Here is a 17,786-nt window from a genome sequence, read left to right on the forward strand (position 1 = left end):
CCGATCCACGGCCGGAACCGACGGCCGCGCGGAACCGTCCGTACCTGGAGGACCCCGCGTGACACCGCCGTACGCGGGCCCGGCCTGCCCCGGCACCTCCCACCGGGCCGAGGTGCCGATACCCTGGCCCCTGTCGACGGCTGATACCGGCCGCCGGCCGGGGTCGGCCCGGTCGGCGGGGCGGGTGCGGTCGGCTCTGACGAGCCGTCCGACAGGTTGTGCGGTGGTCCGGTCCACGGGGGGCCGGTCCGGCGGAGCGTCGACGGGCCACCCGACAGGCCACCTGACAGTCCGGCTGACAGGGCATCCGATCAACCACGTCGCGGCAGCGGTGTTCGGCCGTGCCGAGGGGGAAGCAGAGGACCATGAGCGAGGACGGCAGCACGGGTCACGGTCAGCCGCAGGCCCAGCACTCGTTGGGCAACGGCAGGTACGTCCTCCAGAATCTGCTGGGCCAGGGCGGGATGGCGTCCGTCCACCTGGCGTACGACACGGTGCTGGACCGTCAGGTCGCGGTGAAGACGCTGCACACCGAGCTGGGCCGCGAGCAGTCCTTCCGCGAGCGCTTCCGCCGCGAGGCGCAGGCCGTCGCCCGGCTGCAGCACACCAACATCGTCTCGGTCTTCGACAGCGGTGAGGAGGTCGCGCCGGACGGTGCGACCACCCCCTACATCGTCATGGAGTACGTCGAGGGCCCCTCGCTGCGCGACGTGCTGAACCAGGCGATCGCCGAGCACGGCGCGATGCCCACCGAGCAGGCGCTGAAGATCACCGCCGCGGTGCTGGCCGCCCTGGACACCTCGCACGACCAGGGCCTGGTGCACCGCGACATCAAGCCCGGCAACGTCATGGTCAACACCAAGGGCATCGTCAAGGTGATGGACTTCGGCATCGCCCGGGCCATGCAGTCCGGCGTGACGTCGATGACCCAGACCGGCATGGTGGTCGGCACCCCGCAGTACCTGTCGCCCGAGCAGGCGCTGGGCAAGAGCGTGGACGCCCGCTCCGACCTCTACTCGGTGGGCTGCATGCTCTTCGAGCTGCTCACCGGCCAGCTGCCGTTCGACGGCGACTCGCCGTTCTCGATCGCGTACAAGCACGTGCAGGAGGAGCCGCCGGCGCCGTCCACCCTCAACCGGGCGGTCACGCCCGCGGTGGACGCGCTGGTCGCCCGCGCGCTGCGCAAGGACCCGGGGCACCGGTTCCCGACCGCCGAGTCGATGCGCGAGGAGGTCGAGCGGGTCGCGGGCGGTGCGGCGACCGGAGGCGGCACGCCGCTGATGGCCAGTACGCCGCTGGTGATCGGCGAGGGCCCGCGGGCCGCGCACGCCGCGCACTCGCTGACCAACTTCCCGCAGGTCGGGGGCGACATCCGGACGCCGTCGCCGCAGGTCCAGCAGCCGTACCAGCCGGCCCACACGGCGCCGTCGTACGGTCCGCAGACCCCGCCGCCGGTGTTCGGCCAGCAGACGCCGCCGCAGTTCCAGCAGGCTTACCAGACCCCGCCGCCGCAGTACCAGACGCCGCCGTCCGCCTTCCCGCAGCAGCAGCAGCAGGCGCACACCCCGGCGCCGATGCAGCGGCCGATGCAGCAGCCCGGCCCGTACGGGCAGCGCCCGGTGCCGGCGTCCGGCAGCAACGGCTGCTCGACCGCGCTGGTGATCATCGGTGTGATCATCGGCCTGATCGTGTTGGTCGCGATCATCATCGCGATCGTGGCCAACAAGACCGCGAACACCAACACCTCGGACACCAATACGTACGGCAGCGCGCCGAGGCCCTCGGCGGTCGTCGCGCCGCTCTCCCCGGGACCCGGAGGTCTCCCGCCGGTCCTGTAACGCGTTCCGCGCCCGGGTGTCCGAGGCGGTAGCGTTCTGGTGAAGTGAATCGAATGGGCGACCGCGACGAGAGCGTCGGCCCGGGGCGAGGAGTAATGGCACAGACGCAGCAGCCGGGCGACGGCGAGGGAGACCACCTCGTCCCCGGCACCGGCCAGGAGCCGGAGCAGAACGACGCCACCCGCGAGACGCCCCGCTTCGCTGACCGGGAGGACCGCGGTGTCTCCTCTCCCGACGAGACCACGGCCGCCCGCGCGGCGGGCCGGCCCTCCTCCTTCGAGGGTCCGCCCACCCCGAGCCGCGGCACCGCCGCCGCGCTCGGCACCCTCGGTGACGGCCGTTACCGGCTGACCCACCGGCTCGGACGGGGCGGCATGGCCGAGGTGCTGGCCGCCCAGGACGTCCGGCTCGGCCGGACCGTCGCGGTCAAGCTGCTCCGCCCCGAGCTGGCGCAGGACGAGGTCGCCCGACTGCGGTTCACTCGGGAGGCTCACTCCGTCGCGGGGCTCAACCACCACTCGATCGTCGCTGTCTACGACACCGGCGAGGACTACCTCGGTGGCGAGTCCACCCCGTACATCGTGATGGAGCTGGTCGAGGGCCGCACCGTCCGCGAGCTGCTGGTGGACGAGGAGGCGCCGCCGGTCGACCAGGCGCTGATCATCATCGCCGGGGTGCTGGAGGCGCTGGACTACAGCCACCGGCACGGCATCGTGCACCGCGACATCAAGCCCGCCAATGTGATCATCACGACCTCGGGCGCGGTCAAGGTGATGGACTTCGGCATCGCCCGAGCGCTCACCGGCGCGGCCAGCACCATGACGCAGACCGGCATGGTGATGGGCACCCCGCAGTACCTCTCGCCCGAGCAGGCGCTCGGCAAGCCGGTGGACCACCGCTCCGACCTCTACGCGGCCGGCTGCATGCTCTACGAGCTGCTGACGCTGCGCCCGCCGTTCACCGGCGACACCCCGCTCGCGGTGGTCTACCAGCACGTCCAGGACGCGCCGGTGCCGCCGTCCCGGGTGAACCAGCGCGTGCCGCAGCAGTTCGACGCGCTGGTGCTGCGGGCGCTGGCCAAGAGCCCGGACGACCGGTTCCAGAGCGCGGACGAGTTCCGCGCGCACCTGCAGCACGCGCTGCGCGAGATGCACGGCGCCGCCGGCAGCGGCGGCTACCCGGGCTACCAGGGCACGCCGAGCGACGGGACGGCGGTCACCGAGGCGTTCGGGATGGCCGGGAACCCGTCCGACGCGACCACGGTGCTGCCCTACGGCGCGCCGACCGCGGCGTACCGCACGCCGGCCTCGCCCTACCAGGGCGCGGGCGACTCCGGTGGCTACGGCCAGGGGGGCTACGGCGGTGGTGGCGGTCAGGGCGGTCAGGGTGGTGGACACGACGACGGCTACGACGAGCCGCCGCGCCGCCGCACCGCGCTGGCCTGGGTCCTCGGCCTGCTGCTGCTCGCGGGCGGCGGGGTCGGCATCGCGCTCGCGGTGGACAACAACTCCGGCTCGCAGAAGCCGCAGATCCCGGTCACCTCGCCGGTCGCCCCGGTGACGGACGAGGCCTCCGAGACGCCGTCGGCGACGCCACCGCCCACTCAGACCCGCAGCCACACCCCGACCCAGTCCACCGGCGATTACCCGCCGCAGACCCCGTCGGGCGGCTACACCCGCTACCCGTCGCACTCGGCGTCCGCCTCCGCCTCCGCTTCGGCGTCGGCCTCCGCGTCGTCGTCCGCCTCGGAGAGTGCGTCGTCCACCGCCTCCTCGACGGCGTCGGCCTCGGCCCCCGCGTCGAGTTCGGCGTCCACCCCGTCCAACGACGGCGGGAACCCCAGCACCGTGCCGACCGGCCACGGCGGCGGGTCGTCGCCGAGCTCGGGGGCCGGGCACTGACCCGGCTCAGTTGACGAACGCGTCCAGCACCTGTTCGTACTCCTGGCACCACCACACCGTCTGCGCGGCGGCCGCCGGGAAGAGCTGGTCGGCGCGCTGGTCGGCGCGCTGGTAGCGCCACCGGAGCATCCAGAAGTCGTTGAGCCGCTCCCACCAGACCCGGTGCGCCGCCGCCGCCAGCTCCTGGGCCGGCGCATCGGCGGCCTCGCGGTAGCCGCGGGCGTAGCGGCGGACCCGGGCGAGGTCGAGCTCGCCGGTCACCGGGTCGTTGAAGATCAGGGTGGCGGCCCGGACCGCCTCCTCGCCGCGCGGCCGCACGCCCAGCCGGTCCCAGTCCAGGACGGCGACCACCCGCTCGCCGCGGTAGAGCAGGTTGAGGCCGTGGAAGTCGCCGTGCACCCAGCCGGCCGGCCCGGCCGCCTCCGGCCCGGGCCGTCGGTGGGCGTAGGCCTCCAGCAGCGCCGCGCGCTCGGTCAGCCGGCGTTCGGCGAGCTGGTCGAACGGGCCGTGCGGGCGGTGCCGCCGGGCCCGCTCCAGCAACTCGTCGAGCAGGGCCGCGGTGGCCCGCGGGTCGGCCGTCGGCTGTCGGCCGGGTTGCACCACGGGGGCGCAGACCCTGGCGAGTGCGCCGTGCACGTTCCCGAGCAGCGCGCCGAGCTCCTCGCACTGCACCAGGCTCAGCTCGGAGCCGGTGCGGTGCGAGCCCGGCACCCAGGGGAAGAGCGCGAACCGCCGGCCGTCACAGTCGGTGACGGTCTGCCCGTCCCGGCCGACCAGTGGGGGCGCGATCGGCAGTCCCTGGGCGTACAGCGCGGTGGTGGCCCGGTGCTGGGCGGTGATCGCCGGCAGGGTCGCGGTGGCGCGGTCGACGTAGCACTTGAGGAAGTAGACGCCGGCGCTGCTGGTCACCCGGTAGCCCCGGTTGAGCAGACCCTCGGCGACCGGGTGCGCCTCGATCAGCCGCCCGGCGCGGTAGCCGCGCAACACTCGGGCGAGTACGAACCGCGAGACCGGTGGGCTCAGCGTCCCGACCGGTGGGGCGCCGGCATCCGGACCTTCCAGCACGACTGCGGTGGAGGTGAACTGACTCTCTGTCACGCTCGGTCATCGTAGTGACGGGCGCCGAACGCGGTACGGATGCCCGAAAATGCCCGACTGTGATCATCGGGCCGATCTTCGCCGTCGATGACGGAGCGTGAACTGTCCGGCGCTGCGCGGACAGTGCCGCAAGTGATCGGTGAGGCGGATGGGTCACCGGTTCTGTTCGGCGCCCAGCCGGGCGACGTAGGCGGCGGCCTGGGTGCGGCGCTCCATGCCGAGCTTCGCCAGCAGGCTGGAGACGTAGTTCTTCACGGTCTTCTCCGCCAGGTGCAGTTCGGTGCCGATCTGCCGGTTGGTCATCCCCTCGCCGATCAGCTCCAGGATCCGGCGCTCCTGCCGGGTGAGCTGGGCGAGACGTTCGTCCTCCTTCTCGCCGCCCTGTCGCAGCCGCTCCAGTACCCGGCCGGTCGCCACCGGGTCGAGCAGCGACTTCCCGGCCGCCACGTCCCGGACGGCGGAGATCAGGTCGCTGCCGCGGATCGCCTTGAGCACGTAGCCCGAGGCCCCGGCCATGATCGCGTCGAAGAGCGCCTCGTCGTCCGAGAAGGAGGTGAGCATCAGGCAGCGGATGTCGGGGTGCTGCGAGCGGATCTCGCGGCAGACCTCCACCCCGTTGCCGTCGGGCAGCCGGACGTCCAGAACGGCCACGTCGGGGTGGACGGCGGGGATCCGGGTGATCGCCTCGGCCGCGGTGCCGGCCTCGCCGACCACCTCGATGTCGTCCTCCACGGTGAGCAACTCATGAACTCCTCGTCGGACCACCTCATGATCATCGAGAAGGAAAACCCTGATTTGTCCGTTTTCTGTCACCCGTAAAGGCTCCCATATCGTCATAGGGAAGGCCTATCGCCCGCACGGGTCGCCCACACAATCTGTCTGATCCACCCCCTTACGCGAAACGCGCTGCCCGGATAGCGTGCGCAGGTGTCCTGTACGGCACCGCCGGAGCTAGCTTCGAGCCCGGCCCGACCCCCATCCAGGTCGGAACAACTAGGACGTCCTCACGCAGGCGCGCCAAGTGCGCCCGCTGGGTAACGTTCTCGTGAGGACGCCGTCGGAAAAGGATCACCACCTGCCACGTAATCGGTGCGCCCACCCCGCGCACTGTGCGAGGCGGTGACCGGACCGGTCACCGGCGACCCCGGGCGGCCGGACAGACCGAGGAGTAAACGTGACCGTCAAAAGCACGGCGAGGGCGCGCAAGAAGGCCGCCCCCGGCGTCCCTGACAACCTCCAGGCGGGGAAGGACGCCCCGGCCGAGCTGATCCAGCTGCTCACCCCCGAAGGTGAACGGGTCGAACACCCGGACTACCCGCTGGCCATCGAGGCGGACGAGCTGCGCTCGCTCTACCGGGACCTGGTGCTGGTCCGGCGGTTCGACGCCGAGGCGACCGCGCTCCAGCGGCAGGGCGAGCTGGGCCTGTGGGCCTCGCTGCTCGGCCAGGAGGCGGCCCAGGTCGGCAGCGGCCGCGCGATGCGGGAGAAGGACTACGCCTTCCCCACCTACCGCGAACACGGCGTCGCCTGGTGCCGCGGTGTGGACCCGCTCAACCTGCTCGGGATGTTCCGTGGGGTCAACCACGGTGGCTGGGACCCGAACGAGAAGAACTTCCACCTCTACACCATCGTGATCGGCTCGCAGACGCTGCACGCGACCGGCTACGCGATGGGCATCACCAAGGACAGCGCCGAGGACGCCGTGATCGCCTACTTCGGCGACGGCGCCTCCAGCCAGGGTGACGTCAACGAGGCCTTCACGTTCGCCTCGGTCTACAACGCTCCGGTGGTCTTCTTCTGCCAGAACAACCAGTGGGCGATCTCCGAGCCCACCACCAACCAGACGAAGATCCCGCTCTACCGCCGCGCCTCCGGCTTCGGGTTCCCCGGTGTCCGGGTGGACGGCAACGACGTCCTCGCCTGCCTCGCGGTCACCCGCTGGGCGCTGGACCGCGCCCGCAACGGCGGCGGCCCGGTGCTGATCGAGGCCTTCACCTACCGGATGGGCGCGCACACCACCTCCGACGACCCGACCCGCTACCGCGCGGCCGAGGAGACCGAGTCCTGGCGTGCCAAGGACCCGATCTCGCGGCTCAAGACGTACCTGGAGCGCGAGGGGCTGGCCGACGAGGACTTCTTCGCGGCGATCGACGCCGAGAGCGAGACGCTCGGCCTGCGGGTGCGTGAGGGCGTCCGGTCGATGCCCGACCCGGACCCGACCCTGATCTTCGACCATGTGTACGCCGAGCCGCATGCCTTGGTGACCGAGGAGCGGGCCGAGTACGTCGCGTATGCGGAGTCGTTCGAGGGCGGGGAGTAGTCCGATCATGTCCAAGCTCACCATGTCGAAAGCCATCAACGAAGGCTTGCGCAACTGTCTGGAGACCGACCCCAAGACCCTGATCATGGGTGAGGACGTCGGAAAGCTGGGTGGCGTCTTCCGCGTCACCGACGGCCTGCAGAAGGACTTCGGCGAGGACCGGGTGATCGACACCCCGCTCGCCGAGTCCGGCATCGTCGGCACCGCGATCGGCCTCGCGCTGCGCGGCTACCGGCCGATCGTGGAGATCCAGTTCGACGGGTTCGTCTACCCGGCCTTCGACCAGATCGTCACCCAGCTGGCCAAGATGCACGCCCGTGCGCTGGGCCACGTCAAGATGCCGATCACGATCCGTATCCCCTACGCGGGTGGAATCGGCGCCGTCGAGCATCACAGCGAGTCGCACGAGGCGTACTTCGCGCACACCGCCGGTCTGCGGGTGGTCACGCCGTCCAACCCGGACGACGCGTACTGGATGCTCCGGCAGTCGGTCGAGTCCGATGACCCGGTGATCTTCCTGGAGCCGAAGGCCCGTTACTGGGACAAGGCCGAGATCAGCGCTGCCCCGGCGCTGGACCTGCACACCGCGAAGGTGGTCCGGTCGGGCACCGACCTGACGCTGCTGGCGTACGGGCCGATGGTGAAGGTCTGCCTGGAGGTGGCCGCGGCCGCCGAGGAGGACGGCCGTCACCTGGAGGTCGTCGACCTCCGCTCGCTTTCGCCGGTCGACTTCGACACCCTCGAGGCGTCGGTCAAGCGCACCGGGCGGGCGATCGTGGTGCACGAGGCACCGGTCTTCATGGGCATGGGCGCGGAACTCGCCGCCCGGCTCACCGAGCGGTGCTTCTACCACCTGGAGGCGCCGGTTCTGCGGGTCGGCGGCTACCACGCGCCGTACCCGCCGTCCCGGGTCGAGGAGCAGTACCTGCCGGACCTGGACCGGGTGCTGGACGCCGTCGACCGCGCGCTGGCGTACTGAGAGGGAGTGGCGATGACCACCGAAGTTCGTTCGCTCCGTGAATTCAGGATGCCCGACGTCGGCGAGGGGCTGACCGAGGCCGAGATCCTCAAGTGGTACGTCCAGCCGGGCGACACCGTCACCGACGGCCAGGTCGTCTGCGAGGTCGAGACGGCGAAGGCGGCCGTCGAGCTGCCGATCCCGTTCAACGGGACGGTCGAGTCGCTCTTCTTCCCCGAGGGGTCGACGGTCGACGTCGGCACCGCGATCATCACGGTCGCGGTGCTCGGAGCCGCTCCGGCGCCGGCTGCGGCTGCCGCGCCCGCCGCGGTCCCCGCGCCTGCTCCGGCCGCCGCCGAGGAGGCCGGTGAGCCGGCCCGCCGCGAGGTGCTGGTCGGGTACGGCCCGCGCACCGGCGCCGTGCAGCGCCGGGCCCGCCGGACGGCTGCTCCGGCCGCCGCCCCCGTGGCGGCTCCGGTCGCACCCGCTCCGGTCGTGGCGCCCGTCGCCCCGGTCGCCGTCGCGGTGGACGCGGTGACCGACCGGCCGCTCGCCAAGCCGCCGGTCCGCAAGCTCGCCAAGGACCTCGGCATCGACCTGCGGGCCGTCCGCGCCACCGGCCCGGACGGGATCATCACCCGCGAGGACGTCCACGCCGCCGCCGCGCCCGCCGCGCCGGCCGTGGTCGAGGCGCCGGTCCAGGTCGCCGCCGCGGTGGAGGCCCCCGTGCTCTCCACCGGCGCCGACCAGCGGATCCCGGTCAAGGGCGTCCGCAAGGCCACCGCCCAGGCGATGGTGGCCTCCGCCTTCACCGCGCCGCACGTCACCGAGTTCGTCCAGGTCGACGTCACCCGCACGATGAAGCTGGTCCGCACGCTGAAGGAGAGCGGCGAGCTGGGCGCGGGGGTGCGGGTCAGCCCGCTGCTGCTGGTCGCCAAGGCGCTGCTCACGGCGTTCAAGCGGCACCCGGAGATCAACGCCAGCTGGGACGAGCCCAACCAGGAGATCGTCCTGCGGGGCCAGGTCAACCTCGGGATCGCCGCGGCGACCCCGCGCGGCCTGATCGTGCCGAACATCAAGAACGCGGGCGCGCTGACCCTGTCCGGCCTCGCGGTCGAGCTCGGCGCGCTGGTCGACACCGCCCGCCAGGGCAAGACCTCGCCCGCCGACATGCAGGGCGGCACCGTCACCATCACCAACGTCGGCGTCTTCGGCGTCGACACCGGGACCCCGATCCTGAACCCCGGCGAGGCCGCCATCCTGGCCTTCGGCGCGGTCCGGGAGCTGCCCTGGGTGCACAAGGGCAAGGTGGTGCCCCGCCAGGTCACCACGCTGGCGCTCTCCTTCGACCACCGCATGGTCGACGGCGAGCTGGGCTCGAAGGTGCTGGCCGATGTCGCGGCCATCCTGGAGCGTCCCAAGCGCCTGATCACCTGGGGCTGACGCCCCACTGAACGGCCGAAGGGCCCCATCCCCCGCCGGGGATGGGGCCCTGTCCTTTGTGCCCGTGACCTACTGGCGGGCGGAGCGGCGTCGCCGGCTGATCACGAAGGCACCGGCGCCGAGGGCGATCAGGGCGCCGCCGGCACCGAGCAGCGGGACGGCTGAGCTGTCGGCAGCGGTGCTGGACAGCTGCGGCGCGGCGGTGGCGGGCGTCGTCGGCTGCACGGCGGCGGGCTGCGAGGTGGGCGCGGTGGGTATGGCGGGTGCGCTGGGCACGGGCGTCGGCGCGGCGGGCTGTGCGGCAGCCTGGGCGACCGGCGCCACGGCGACCGGGGCAGCGGACACGGCAGCCGCGGCCGGGACGACCGGAACGGCGGTGCGCGGGGCGGGCGGAGCCGGCTTGGCGCTCGGCGCGGCGACGCGCAGCACCTTGAGTGTGTTCAGCGTGCCCGTGCCGTCGGCGCCCGGGCTGGGGAACATCTGGATCGTGGTCTGGTTGCGCGGCGCGTCGGCCGAGAGCGTGATCTGGAACAGGACGCGCATGGCGTGACCCGGTGCGACCTGCTGGGCGACCGAGGAGGTGTCGGCGCGGATGACCGGGTCGCAGGTGTGCACGACCGGCAGCGTCTTCCAGTGGCCGCCGACCATGGCCTGGACGGTGAAGTCCGCCGGCCGCAGGTAGCTCCCGCCCGGCGGGTCCCCGGCCGGGTTCCAGAACGCGAGTTCGGGCGCGATCCAGCTGCCGTCGGGGATACCGGGCTTCGGACCGACCTCCTCACCCACCTGGATCGGGGCGCCACCGGCGGTGATGCTGCTGGGGAAGCCGGGGTCGGGGATGAATCCGCCCACGCCCGGGAGCACCACGTGGCCACCGGCCGTCTGAGCGGGCGCGCCCCCACAGGCGTAGGCGGTGGCCGCGCCCGGCAGGAGCGGAACGGCGGCGCTGATGACCAGGGTGGCGGCGGCGGTGGCGAGGGCACGACGGGTGACGGTGGAGGAGATGTTCTTCGCGAAAGCGGAGATAACGGACGCGCGCATGACGTGTTCCTTCGAGGACTGGTGCTGCGGGGTGTGTGGTCTGAAGGTGGCCGGTTCTCGAACTTCCCCCCGGCCCCTGCCGGTCTCGCTCTCCGTGCCTTCATCTGTATGGACGCGCATCCCCTCCAGGGGTTGCAGGTGAGTTCAGATTATTTTCGGGCCGTCGTCCAAGCCTTCCTGAATACTGCTCAGGTGGCAGAACACGGCACCGTCCAGAGCACCTCCCACTCCGACGCGGACGAGGACGAGGCGCAGGCCCCGCACGCGTACGCGCTGCGCCGCGACGTCTCGCTGCCGGCCGTGCTGGCCGGGATGATCGCCATCGTCGTCTGCTTCTCCGGACCGCTGGTGGTGGTGCTCGCGGCCGCTGCCGCCGGCCGGCTCGACCAGGCGCACACGGTGTCCTGGATATGGGCCGTCTCGATAGGCAGCGGGCTGACCTCGCTCCTGCTCAGCTGGTACACCCGAACACCGGTGATCACCGCCTGGTCGACGCCCGGTGCGGCGCTCCTCGTCACCAGCCTTGGTTCGTACTCCTACCCCTCGGCGGTCGGCGCATTCCTGGTCAGCGGTGTAGTCGTGACACTGCTCGGCGTCACCGGCCTGTTCGGGCGGCTGATCCGGGCGGTGCCGACCGGCGTGGTGAACGCGATGCTGGCCGGCATCCTGTTCAGCTTCGGCGCCGACATCTTCACCGCGCTGCACACCGCGCCGGCCGTGGTGCTGTCCGCGCTGGCGGCCTTCCTGCTCGCCAAGCGGCTGCTTCCGCGCTATGCCGTCCCGGCCGCCCTGCTGACCGGTGGCGTGGCCGCCTGGCTCACCGTCGGGCTCCCGCTGCGGCTGGGGCACGGCGGCCTCGCCCACCCGGTGCTGACCGCGCCCGGCCTGGACCCGGCGGCGCTGGTGGGCCTCGCGCTGCCGCTCACCATCGTGGCGCTGGCCTCGCAGAACGCTCCCGGGCTCGGCGTGCTGCGGTCCTCCGGCTACCAGCCGGACGACCGGCTGCTGATCGGCGCGACCGGTGCGGCGTCGGTCCTGCTGGCCCCCTTCGGCTCGCCGGGAATCAACATCGCAGCGATCACGGCCGCGATCTGCACCAGCCCGCAGAGCCACCCCGATCCGCGTCGGCGCTATGTCGCCGGCATGGCCACCGGCCTGGGCTATCTGCTGGTCGGCAGCTTCGGCGGGGTGCTGGTCAGCCTTTTCACCGGCCTGCCGGGAGCGCTCGTCGCGGTGGTCGCGGGAGTGGCCCTGCTCGGCTCGTTCCAGGGCAGCCTGGCCGCGGCGGTCGCCGACGAGCAGGGTCGGGACGCCGCCGTGGTCACCTTCCTCGCCACCGCCTCGGGCATGTCGCTCTTCGGCATCGGCGCGGCCTTCTGGGGCCTGCTGCTCGGCGTGGGCACCCACCTGGTGCTGCGCGCCGCCCCCACCGCTCGCTGGTGGCCGCGACGCGGGTGAGGCCGCCCGGGTGACTCGTTGCGCCAGTCCGGTGAGATGTTCGACAGGAAGTCGGCTAGTCGGCTCGGCCGGGGTATGTCTCCGCGACCCCCACCCGAGCGCCCGCCGGGTGACCGGAGCACCGAGGACCCGCCCGTATGACGCCTGGCAACCCTGGCCGTCTCATCCGGAGTCTGGCCGCACTCGTTCTGCTCGCCGCAGCGGTCCTGCCGGCTGCCCTGGAAGTCGCCGGTCCGGCGCCGTTCGCCGTCATCGGCCCGGCAGCCGGTGCGGCCACCGACCGCGCGGTGCCTCCGCACGCGCGGGCCGGTGCCGTCTCGGCACACCTGCGCACCGTGGGGGCCGCCCCGACGGTCGACATACGCCGCAGCGGCGACCCGTCCAACCGGATCACCCTGGTGCTGCTCGGGGACGGCTACACCGAGAGCCAGCAGGACCTCTTCCGGCAGCAGGCCGACCAGTCCTGGCGGGCGCTGATGGAGATCGAGCCCTTCCGGACCTACCAGGGCTACTTCAACATAAGGCGGGTCGAGGTGGTCTCCCCGGTCTCCGGGATCGCGGAGGGGGACACCAAGAACCGCAAGCCCGGTACCCCGCTCGGCATGCACTTCTGGTGCGAGGGCACCGCGCGGCTGCTCTGCGCGGACGAGGCGGCGACCGCCCGGTACGCGGGGGAGGGGGAGGGACCGCAGTACCTGATCGCGCTGGCCAACTCCACCGAGTACGGCGGCGCCGGGGGCACGGGGGTGACGACCCTCTCGGGCGGCAGCTCGGACGCCGGGCGGATCATCCAGCACGAGATAGGGCACACCGTGGGTGATCTCGGGGACGAGTACGACAGCGCCCCGAACGACGCCGACTACCCGAACCTCTCGAACCAGGGCGCCGACGTGATGCAGCGCGACCACCTCAAGTGGTGGCGCTGGCTCGGGGCGCAGTCGCCGGACGGCGGCGGCACGGTCGGCGCGTACCGCAGCAGCAACGGCATCTACCGCCCGACCGCGGACTCGGTGATGCGCACCCTGGGAGGCAGCTACAACCTGCCCTCGCGCGAGGCGATCATCGAGCAGATCTACCGCCGGCTCTCGCCGACCGACGGCGCCTCGCCCGCCCCCGGCGACGTGACGGGCCGCCCCCGGCTCTCCGTCCAGCCGCTCCCGCTGACCGGCCCGCGCCAGCTCCAGGTGGACTGGAAGGTCGACGGCCGGTCGGTGGACCCGCAGTCCGAGGACCGCACCTGGTTCGACCCGGGTTCGCTCACGCTGGCGCCCGGCCAGCGGGTCGCGGTGACCGCGACCGTGCGGGACACCACGGACTGGGTGCGGGACGAGGCCTTCCGGGACCAGCACATGACGCGCACGGTGCGCTGGGTGCTGAAAGGCTGAGCGGGTGGTTCGTGTGCACTCGCTCCACCCGGTGTATGCGATCAAAAGGTGGGATGACTAGTCTGGGTCCACTATGCCCGTGGACCCAGCCGCCGCCGCCACCCGCTCCCCGTCCTTCCCCGGCCCCCGTCCTTCCCCGGCCGAGCCCCCGGTGGTGGCCGAGCCCTCGGTAGCCGGGCCGCCCGGCGGGCGGGCCGCGTGGTTCGCCTGGGGGATCGGCGTCAGCGTCTACGTCCTCGCGGTGATCCACCGCACCAGCCTCGGGGTGGCCGGACTGGACGCCGCCCAGCGGTTCGGGGTGGGCGCCTCGGCGCTCTCCACCTTCTCGATCCTGCAGGTGATGGTCTACGTCGCCATGCAGATACCGGTCGGACTGCTGGTCGACCGGTTCGGGCCGCGCCGGATCCTGCTGATGGGTGTCACGCTGCTCAGCGTCGGGCAGCTGGCGTTCGCGTTCAGCTCGTCGTTCGGGCCCGCGCTGGCCTCGCGAGCGGTGCTGGGCTGCGGCGACGCGATGACCTTCATCAGCGTCCTGCGGGTCGCCGCCCGCTGGTTCCCGGCCGCCAGGACCTCGCTGGTCATGCAGCTCACCGGGCTGGCCGGGATGGCCGGCAACCTGGTGACCACGGTGGTGCTGGCGCAGGCGCTGCACACCGAGGGCTGGACGGCCACCTTCGGTGCCGTCGCCCTGCTCGGCGTGGGCGCCTTCGCGCTCGTCGCGCTGCTCCTCCAGGAGGCTCCGCCGTCGGCCTCGGTCCTGCCGGAAACGGTGTCGGAAACGGCACCGGTCCGGATGCCCGTACTGACCCAGATCAGGAGCTCCTGGCGCGAGCCCGGCACCCGGCTCGGCCTCTGGGTGCACTTCACCACCGCCTTCCCGGCCGGCGCGTTCGCGCTGCTCTGGGGCCTGCCCTACCTGGTGGAGGGCCAGGGCATGAGCCGGGCCGACGCGGGCGGGATGCTGACCCTGCTGGTCTTCAGCAACATGTTCTTCGCCCTGCTCATCGGCCGGCTGCTGGCCCGCTCGGCCCGGGCCCGGATGCCGATCGTCCTCACGGTGATCACGGCCACCGCCGGCTGCTGGGCGCTGGCCCTGGCCTGGCCGGGCGGCCACCCGCCGTTCTGGCTGCTGGTGCTGGTCCTGCTGGTGATGGGAAGCAACGGCCCGGCCTCCCTGGTGGGCCTCGACTACGCCCGCTCGCACAACCCCGCCGAACGCCTCGGCACGGCGTCGGGCATCGCGAACATGGGCGGCTTCATCGCCACGGTGATCACTCTCCTGGGCATCGGCGTCCTGCTCGACGCACTCTCACCGGCCAGCGCCGCGACGTACTCGGCGGGGGCGTACCGGCTGGCGTTCTGCTGGATGTACGTGCCGCTACTGGTGGGGGCCGCGATGATCCTGCGGCTCCGGGGGAAGCTGAAGAGTCACTGAGCCGGGAGAGTCCCGTACGCCTCGCGCGGCGCGAGGCGTACGGGACTCACTCACGCGGCCATGTACCGCATCAGCTCGGCGACCTGCTGCGGGCTTCCGTGGATCTCCGCCTCGCCGAGCCTGACCAGCATGAGGCCGGTCGAGGCCGAGGGCTCCGGCTGCGGGACCGGTTGCGGGACCGGCTGTGCCTCCGGCGCGGGCCGGTCGGGGGCCGGTTCGGCGGACATCCGCCGGATCAGCTCGACCAGCTTCAGCTTCCCGCAGCGCGGTATGCCCTTGCCGCCCCGGATGCCGACCCGCTCCACGCTCGGGCACTGGAAGTACGCCCCGAACGGCGGACCGCTGTCCTCCGCGCGCCCCGGCGCGTGGAACTCCATCTCGCCGTGCCGGCAGTGCACCGTCCCGTCGGAGTGCACGTGGATCCCGGGGGAGCCCTCGCGGTCGATCTCGGCGACGATCTGGATCTGCTGCCCGATCGCCTCCGCGAGGGTCTGCGCCATCCGCTGCCGCTGCGTCGGGATGTCGGTGTCGCCGCGCCGGATGGAGGGGAGGAGGTCGCGGGTGACCCACTCCTGGAAGGGGGCGGCGGAGGGCTTCTTGGACCTCATGATCAAGGTGTAGAGGCCCGCCTCGCTGACCACGTTCAGGAGCGGATTGTTGTTGGTGTAGGGCGGATCACCTGCGGAAACGCCCCAACCCTTACTTGAAGTTAGGGTTGCCCGCCGCAAGTCGACGGTAGTGGTCTCACCCTCCGCGACCAACTTGCTGGCCCTGCTCGGATTGCCCCGGCCGAGGATCCGGCAGACGTCCGTCGTGGCGAACCACGGGTCTCCCGTGATCATCACCACCCGGATCGGCTGCCCCGTCACCGGGAAACTCGTTCTCATCAGCACCATGCCGACGTCGTCCATCTCGGACACCCCCACTTTCTTCAGGAACGGGATGTGTCCGGATCAACGAGGTCGAACGCCTGCGGTACTGGCACCGTACGACCGCGCGGATGTGCGAGGAGTGCTCGCCCGGCGCGCGGTCGTACGTGTGCGCCGTATGGGTGGTCACGCTCTGTCGGTGTGTTGCGCCGGGCGTCAGAACGTCAGGGTGAAGTTGGCCAGGATGCGCTCCGCCAGCTCGGTGTCGCCGTCGGCGCGGACCGCGTCGGCCACTGCCTCCGGCCGTACGCGGCCGGTGGCCAGCCGTAGGTAGGTCTCCCAGTCGAGGGTGAGCTTGACGTCCGGGCCCAGGGTGATCTGGGCGTCCACCGAGCCGCGTCCGGTGTCGTCCACCCGGACGGTGCGCAGGAACTCCAGCGGGCCGGTGACGTCGAAGGCGACGGTGCTGCCGGCCGGGGCGCCGGCCAGCTTGGCGACCACCTTGGGCAGGCCGTCCACCAGCAGGTCGCGGCTGATCAGGGCGCCGGGGGAGGCGAGGTTGCCGGGGGTGCCCAGGGCGCGGCGCAGGTCCTGCTCGTGCACCCAGACGTCGAAGACCCGCATCCGCAGCAGCTGGTGGTAGGGGACGTCGAAGGAGAACGGTCCGGCGGGCCAGCGCACCTGTTCGGTCGCCTCGGTCCGGGCGGTGCGCAGGGCGCGCGAGCGCCGGATGATCACGTAGTCCAGCTCCCCGGTCATCTCGGGGGTGGTGTGGCAGCGCCGCTTGTCGACGGGCAGTTCGAGGTAGCGGGAGAGCTCGTCCTTGATGTGCCGCAGGTCGCTGGGGAGCGAGTGGATCGGGCGCGGGTCGCCGAGCAGTTCGGACTCGACCGCGATCACGTGCGAGATGATGTCCCGCACCGACCAGCCGGGGCACTCGGTGGCGCGGTTCCAGGCGTCGCCGGGCAGTGGTGCGACGAGTTCCGATATGGCCTCGATCGACTGCGTCCACGCATCGGTGTAGGCCTGCACGGCCTGATTGTCGGTCACGGGTGGTCTCCGGTCCTCCGTCAGCTGCCTACGCGCACGCCCACGACAGGTGAAGACGGGAATTCCGGCTTCCGGGCGCGGGCGCTAACCGCACGTTACGCTGCCGGGGAGAGCAGAGCAGCGCTTTCGGGTGACGATCGTAGGTCTCTTGTCGTGGACGGTGGTAATGTGCGCGCCTCTTTGATCCAACTCTCCGTCTCGGACGCCGAACCGGTGTCCGAACGTCGGGCCCGTGCGGTCGCGCTGATCCGTGCGCAGGAGGCCTCGGACCTGGTGATCCTCCCGGAGCTCTGGCCGTTGGGCGCGTTCGCCGACGCGGCGGCCTGGTCCGCAGGGGCTGAACCGCTGGACGGGCCGACGGCTGACGCGATGTCAACGGCCGCCCGGGCTGCCGGAGTCTGGCTGCACGCGGGGTCCATCGTCGAGCGCGACCCGGACGGGCCGATCTACAACACCTCGCTGCTCTTCTCGCCGGCCGGCGACTTGGTGCGCACCTACCGCAAGATCCACCGCTTCGGCTTCGACAGCGGCGAGGCGGTCACCATGGGCGCCGGGCAGGAGATCGTGACGGCCGCCTCGGACTTCGGCGTGCTGGGCCTGGCGACCTGCTACGACCTGCGTTTCCCCGAGCTGTTCCGGGCGTTGCTGGACGCGGGGGCCGAGCTGCTGGTGGTGCCGGCCTCCTGGCCCGAGCGCCGGCGCGAGCACTGGACGCTGCTGGCCCGGGCCCGCGCGGTGGAGGAGCAGGCGTACGTGCTGGCCTGCAACGCGGCGGGGACGCACGGCGGTGTCGAACAGGCCGGGCACAGCCTGGTGGTGGACCCGTGGGGCCGGGTGCTGGCCGAGGCGGGCGCGGGGGAGCAGGTGCTGACCGTGGACTTCGATCCGGCCGAGGTCGCCAAGGCGCGGGCGGAGTTCCCGGTGCACCGGGACCGCCTGCTCGGCATCCCCGCTCCGGTCCAGCGCTGACCCCTCGCACGAACCGAAGGCGGA

14 protein-coding genes are annotated in these 17,786 nt (G+C 72.2%); 9 read left to right on the forward strand and 5 right to left on the reverse strand.

Features of this window, described 5'->3' with window-relative positions; genetic code table 11:
* The first annotated feature begins 365 nt into the window (after window positions 1-365).
* Together BS80_RS20525 and BS80_RS20530 are read left to right on the forward strand one after the other, a co-directional pair.
* The gene (locus BS80_RS20525; RefSeq protein ID WP_083974971.1) at window positions 366-1,838 is read left to right on the forward strand and encodes a protein kinase domain-containing protein; all 1,473 of its coding nucleotides are present in this window, start codon (window positions 366-368) and stop codon (window positions 1,836-1,838) included.
* A gap of 95 nt (window positions 1,839-1,933) precedes the next feature.
* Entirely contained in the window at window positions 1,934-3,739 is a 1,806-nt protein-coding gene (locus BS80_RS20530) for a protein kinase domain-containing protein (protein WP_083974973.1), read from the forward strand.
* A 6-nt stretch (window positions 3,740-3,745) separates the two neighbouring features.
* Here the strand turns inward: BS80_RS20530 and BS80_RS20535 are convergent, their stop codons facing one another.
* Both BS80_RS20535 and BS80_RS20540 read right to left on the reverse strand, forming a co-directional pair.
* Window positions 3,746-4,837, reverse strand: a complete 1,092-nt coding sequence (locus BS80_RS20535; protein WP_083974975.1) for a phosphotransferase — start codon at window positions 4,835-4,837, stop codon at window positions 3,746-3,748.
* A 153-nt stretch (window positions 4,838-4,990) separates the two neighbouring features.
* Window positions 4,991-5,650, reverse strand: a complete 660-nt coding sequence (locus BS80_RS20540) for a response regulator (protein WP_035799439.1) — start codon at window positions 5,648-5,650, stop codon at window positions 4,991-4,993.
* 361 nt (window positions 5,651-6,011) lie between these two features.
* On the opposite strand from BS80_RS20540, the gene pdhA reads away from it, so the two are divergent.
* From pdhA to BS80_RS20555, 3 genes are read left to right on the forward strand one after another with little or no spacing between them, the layout of a single operon-like run.
* Entirely contained in the window at window positions 6,012-7,157 is a 1,146-nt protein-coding gene (pdhA, locus tag BS80_RS20545; RefSeq protein WP_035799451.1) for a pyruvate dehydrogenase (acetyl-transferring) E1 component subunit alpha, read from the forward strand.
* Between the two features lie 7 nt (window positions 7,158-7,164).
* On the forward strand, window positions 7,165-8,136 hold the full coding sequence (locus BS80_RS20550; protein WP_035799453.1) for an alpha-ketoacid dehydrogenase subunit beta: 972 nt from the start codon (window positions 7,165-7,167) through the stop codon (window positions 8,134-8,136).
* Between the two features lie 12 nt (window positions 8,137-8,148).
* Window positions 8,149-9,558, forward strand: a complete 1,410-nt coding sequence (locus BS80_RS20555; RefSeq protein WP_035799455.1) for a dihydrolipoamide acetyltransferase family protein — start codon at window positions 8,149-8,151, stop codon at window positions 9,556-9,558.
* Between the two features lie 69 nt (window positions 9,559-9,627).
* Here BS80_RS20555 and BS80_RS20560 read toward each other — a convergent pair whose 3' ends face one another.
* Complete coding sequence (locus tag BS80_RS20560; protein ID WP_035799456.1) at window positions 9,628-10,596, reverse strand: LPXTG cell wall anchor domain-containing protein; 969 nt, start codon at window positions 10,594-10,596, stop codon at window positions 9,628-9,630.
* Between the two features lie 192 nt (window positions 10,597-10,788).
* Between BS80_RS20560 and BS80_RS20565 the strand changes: the two genes are divergently transcribed.
* The 3 genes from BS80_RS20565 (at window position 10,789) to BS80_RS20575 (ending at window position 14,874) form a co-directional block, all read left to right on the forward strand.
* The gene (locus tag BS80_RS20565) at window positions 10,789-12,054 is read left to right on the forward strand and encodes a benzoate/H(+) symporter BenE family transporter (protein ID WP_332262180.1); all 1,266 of its coding nucleotides are present in this window, start codon (window positions 10,789-10,791) and stop codon (window positions 12,052-12,054) included.
* A gap of 137 nt (window positions 12,055-12,191) precedes the next feature.
* The gene (locus BS80_RS37895; RefSeq protein ID WP_051966833.1) at window positions 12,192-13,439 is read left to right on the forward strand and encodes a M64 family metallopeptidase; all 1,248 of its coding nucleotides are present in this window, start codon (window positions 12,192-12,194) and stop codon (window positions 13,437-13,439) included.
* Window positions 13,440-13,512: 73 nt separating this feature from the next.
* Window positions 13,513-14,874: an MFS transporter gene (locus BS80_RS20575; protein ID WP_051966834.1), complete on the forward strand. Its 1,362-nt coding sequence runs from the start codon at window positions 13,513-13,515 to the stop codon at window positions 14,872-14,874.
* A 50-nt stretch (window positions 14,875-14,924) separates the two neighbouring features.
* On the opposite strand, the gene BS80_RS40920 is transcribed toward BS80_RS20575, so the two are convergent.
* Window positions 14,925-15,785, reverse strand: coding sequence for a BRO-N domain-containing protein (locus tag BS80_RS40920; protein WP_232246638.1), 861 nt, complete (start codon window positions 15,783-15,785; stop codon window positions 14,925-14,927).
* 174 nt (window positions 15,786-15,959) lie between these two features.
* Window positions 15,960-16,793 carry a maleylpyruvate isomerase family mycothiol-dependent enzyme gene (locus BS80_RS20585; protein ID WP_035799457.1) on the reverse strand — a complete coding sequence of 278 codons (834 nt, stop codon included), beginning with the start codon at window positions 16,791-16,793 and terminating at the stop codon, window positions 15,960-15,962.
* Window positions 16,794-16,961: 168 nt separating this feature from the next.
* Between BS80_RS20585 and BS80_RS20590 the strand changes: the two genes are divergently transcribed.
* Window positions 16,962-17,762: a carbon-nitrogen family hydrolase gene (locus BS80_RS20590; RefSeq protein WP_035799459.1), complete on the forward strand. Its 801-nt coding sequence runs from the start codon at window positions 16,962-16,964 to the stop codon at window positions 17,760-17,762.
* Window positions 17,763-17,786: the final 24 nt, after the last annotated feature.

Origin of the sequence: Kitasatospora mediocidica KCTC 9733 (assembly GCF_000744225.1) — a bacterium.
Classification (GTDB): Bacteria; Actinomycetota; Actinomycetes; order Streptomycetales; family Streptomycetaceae; genus Kitasatospora; species Kitasatospora mediocidica.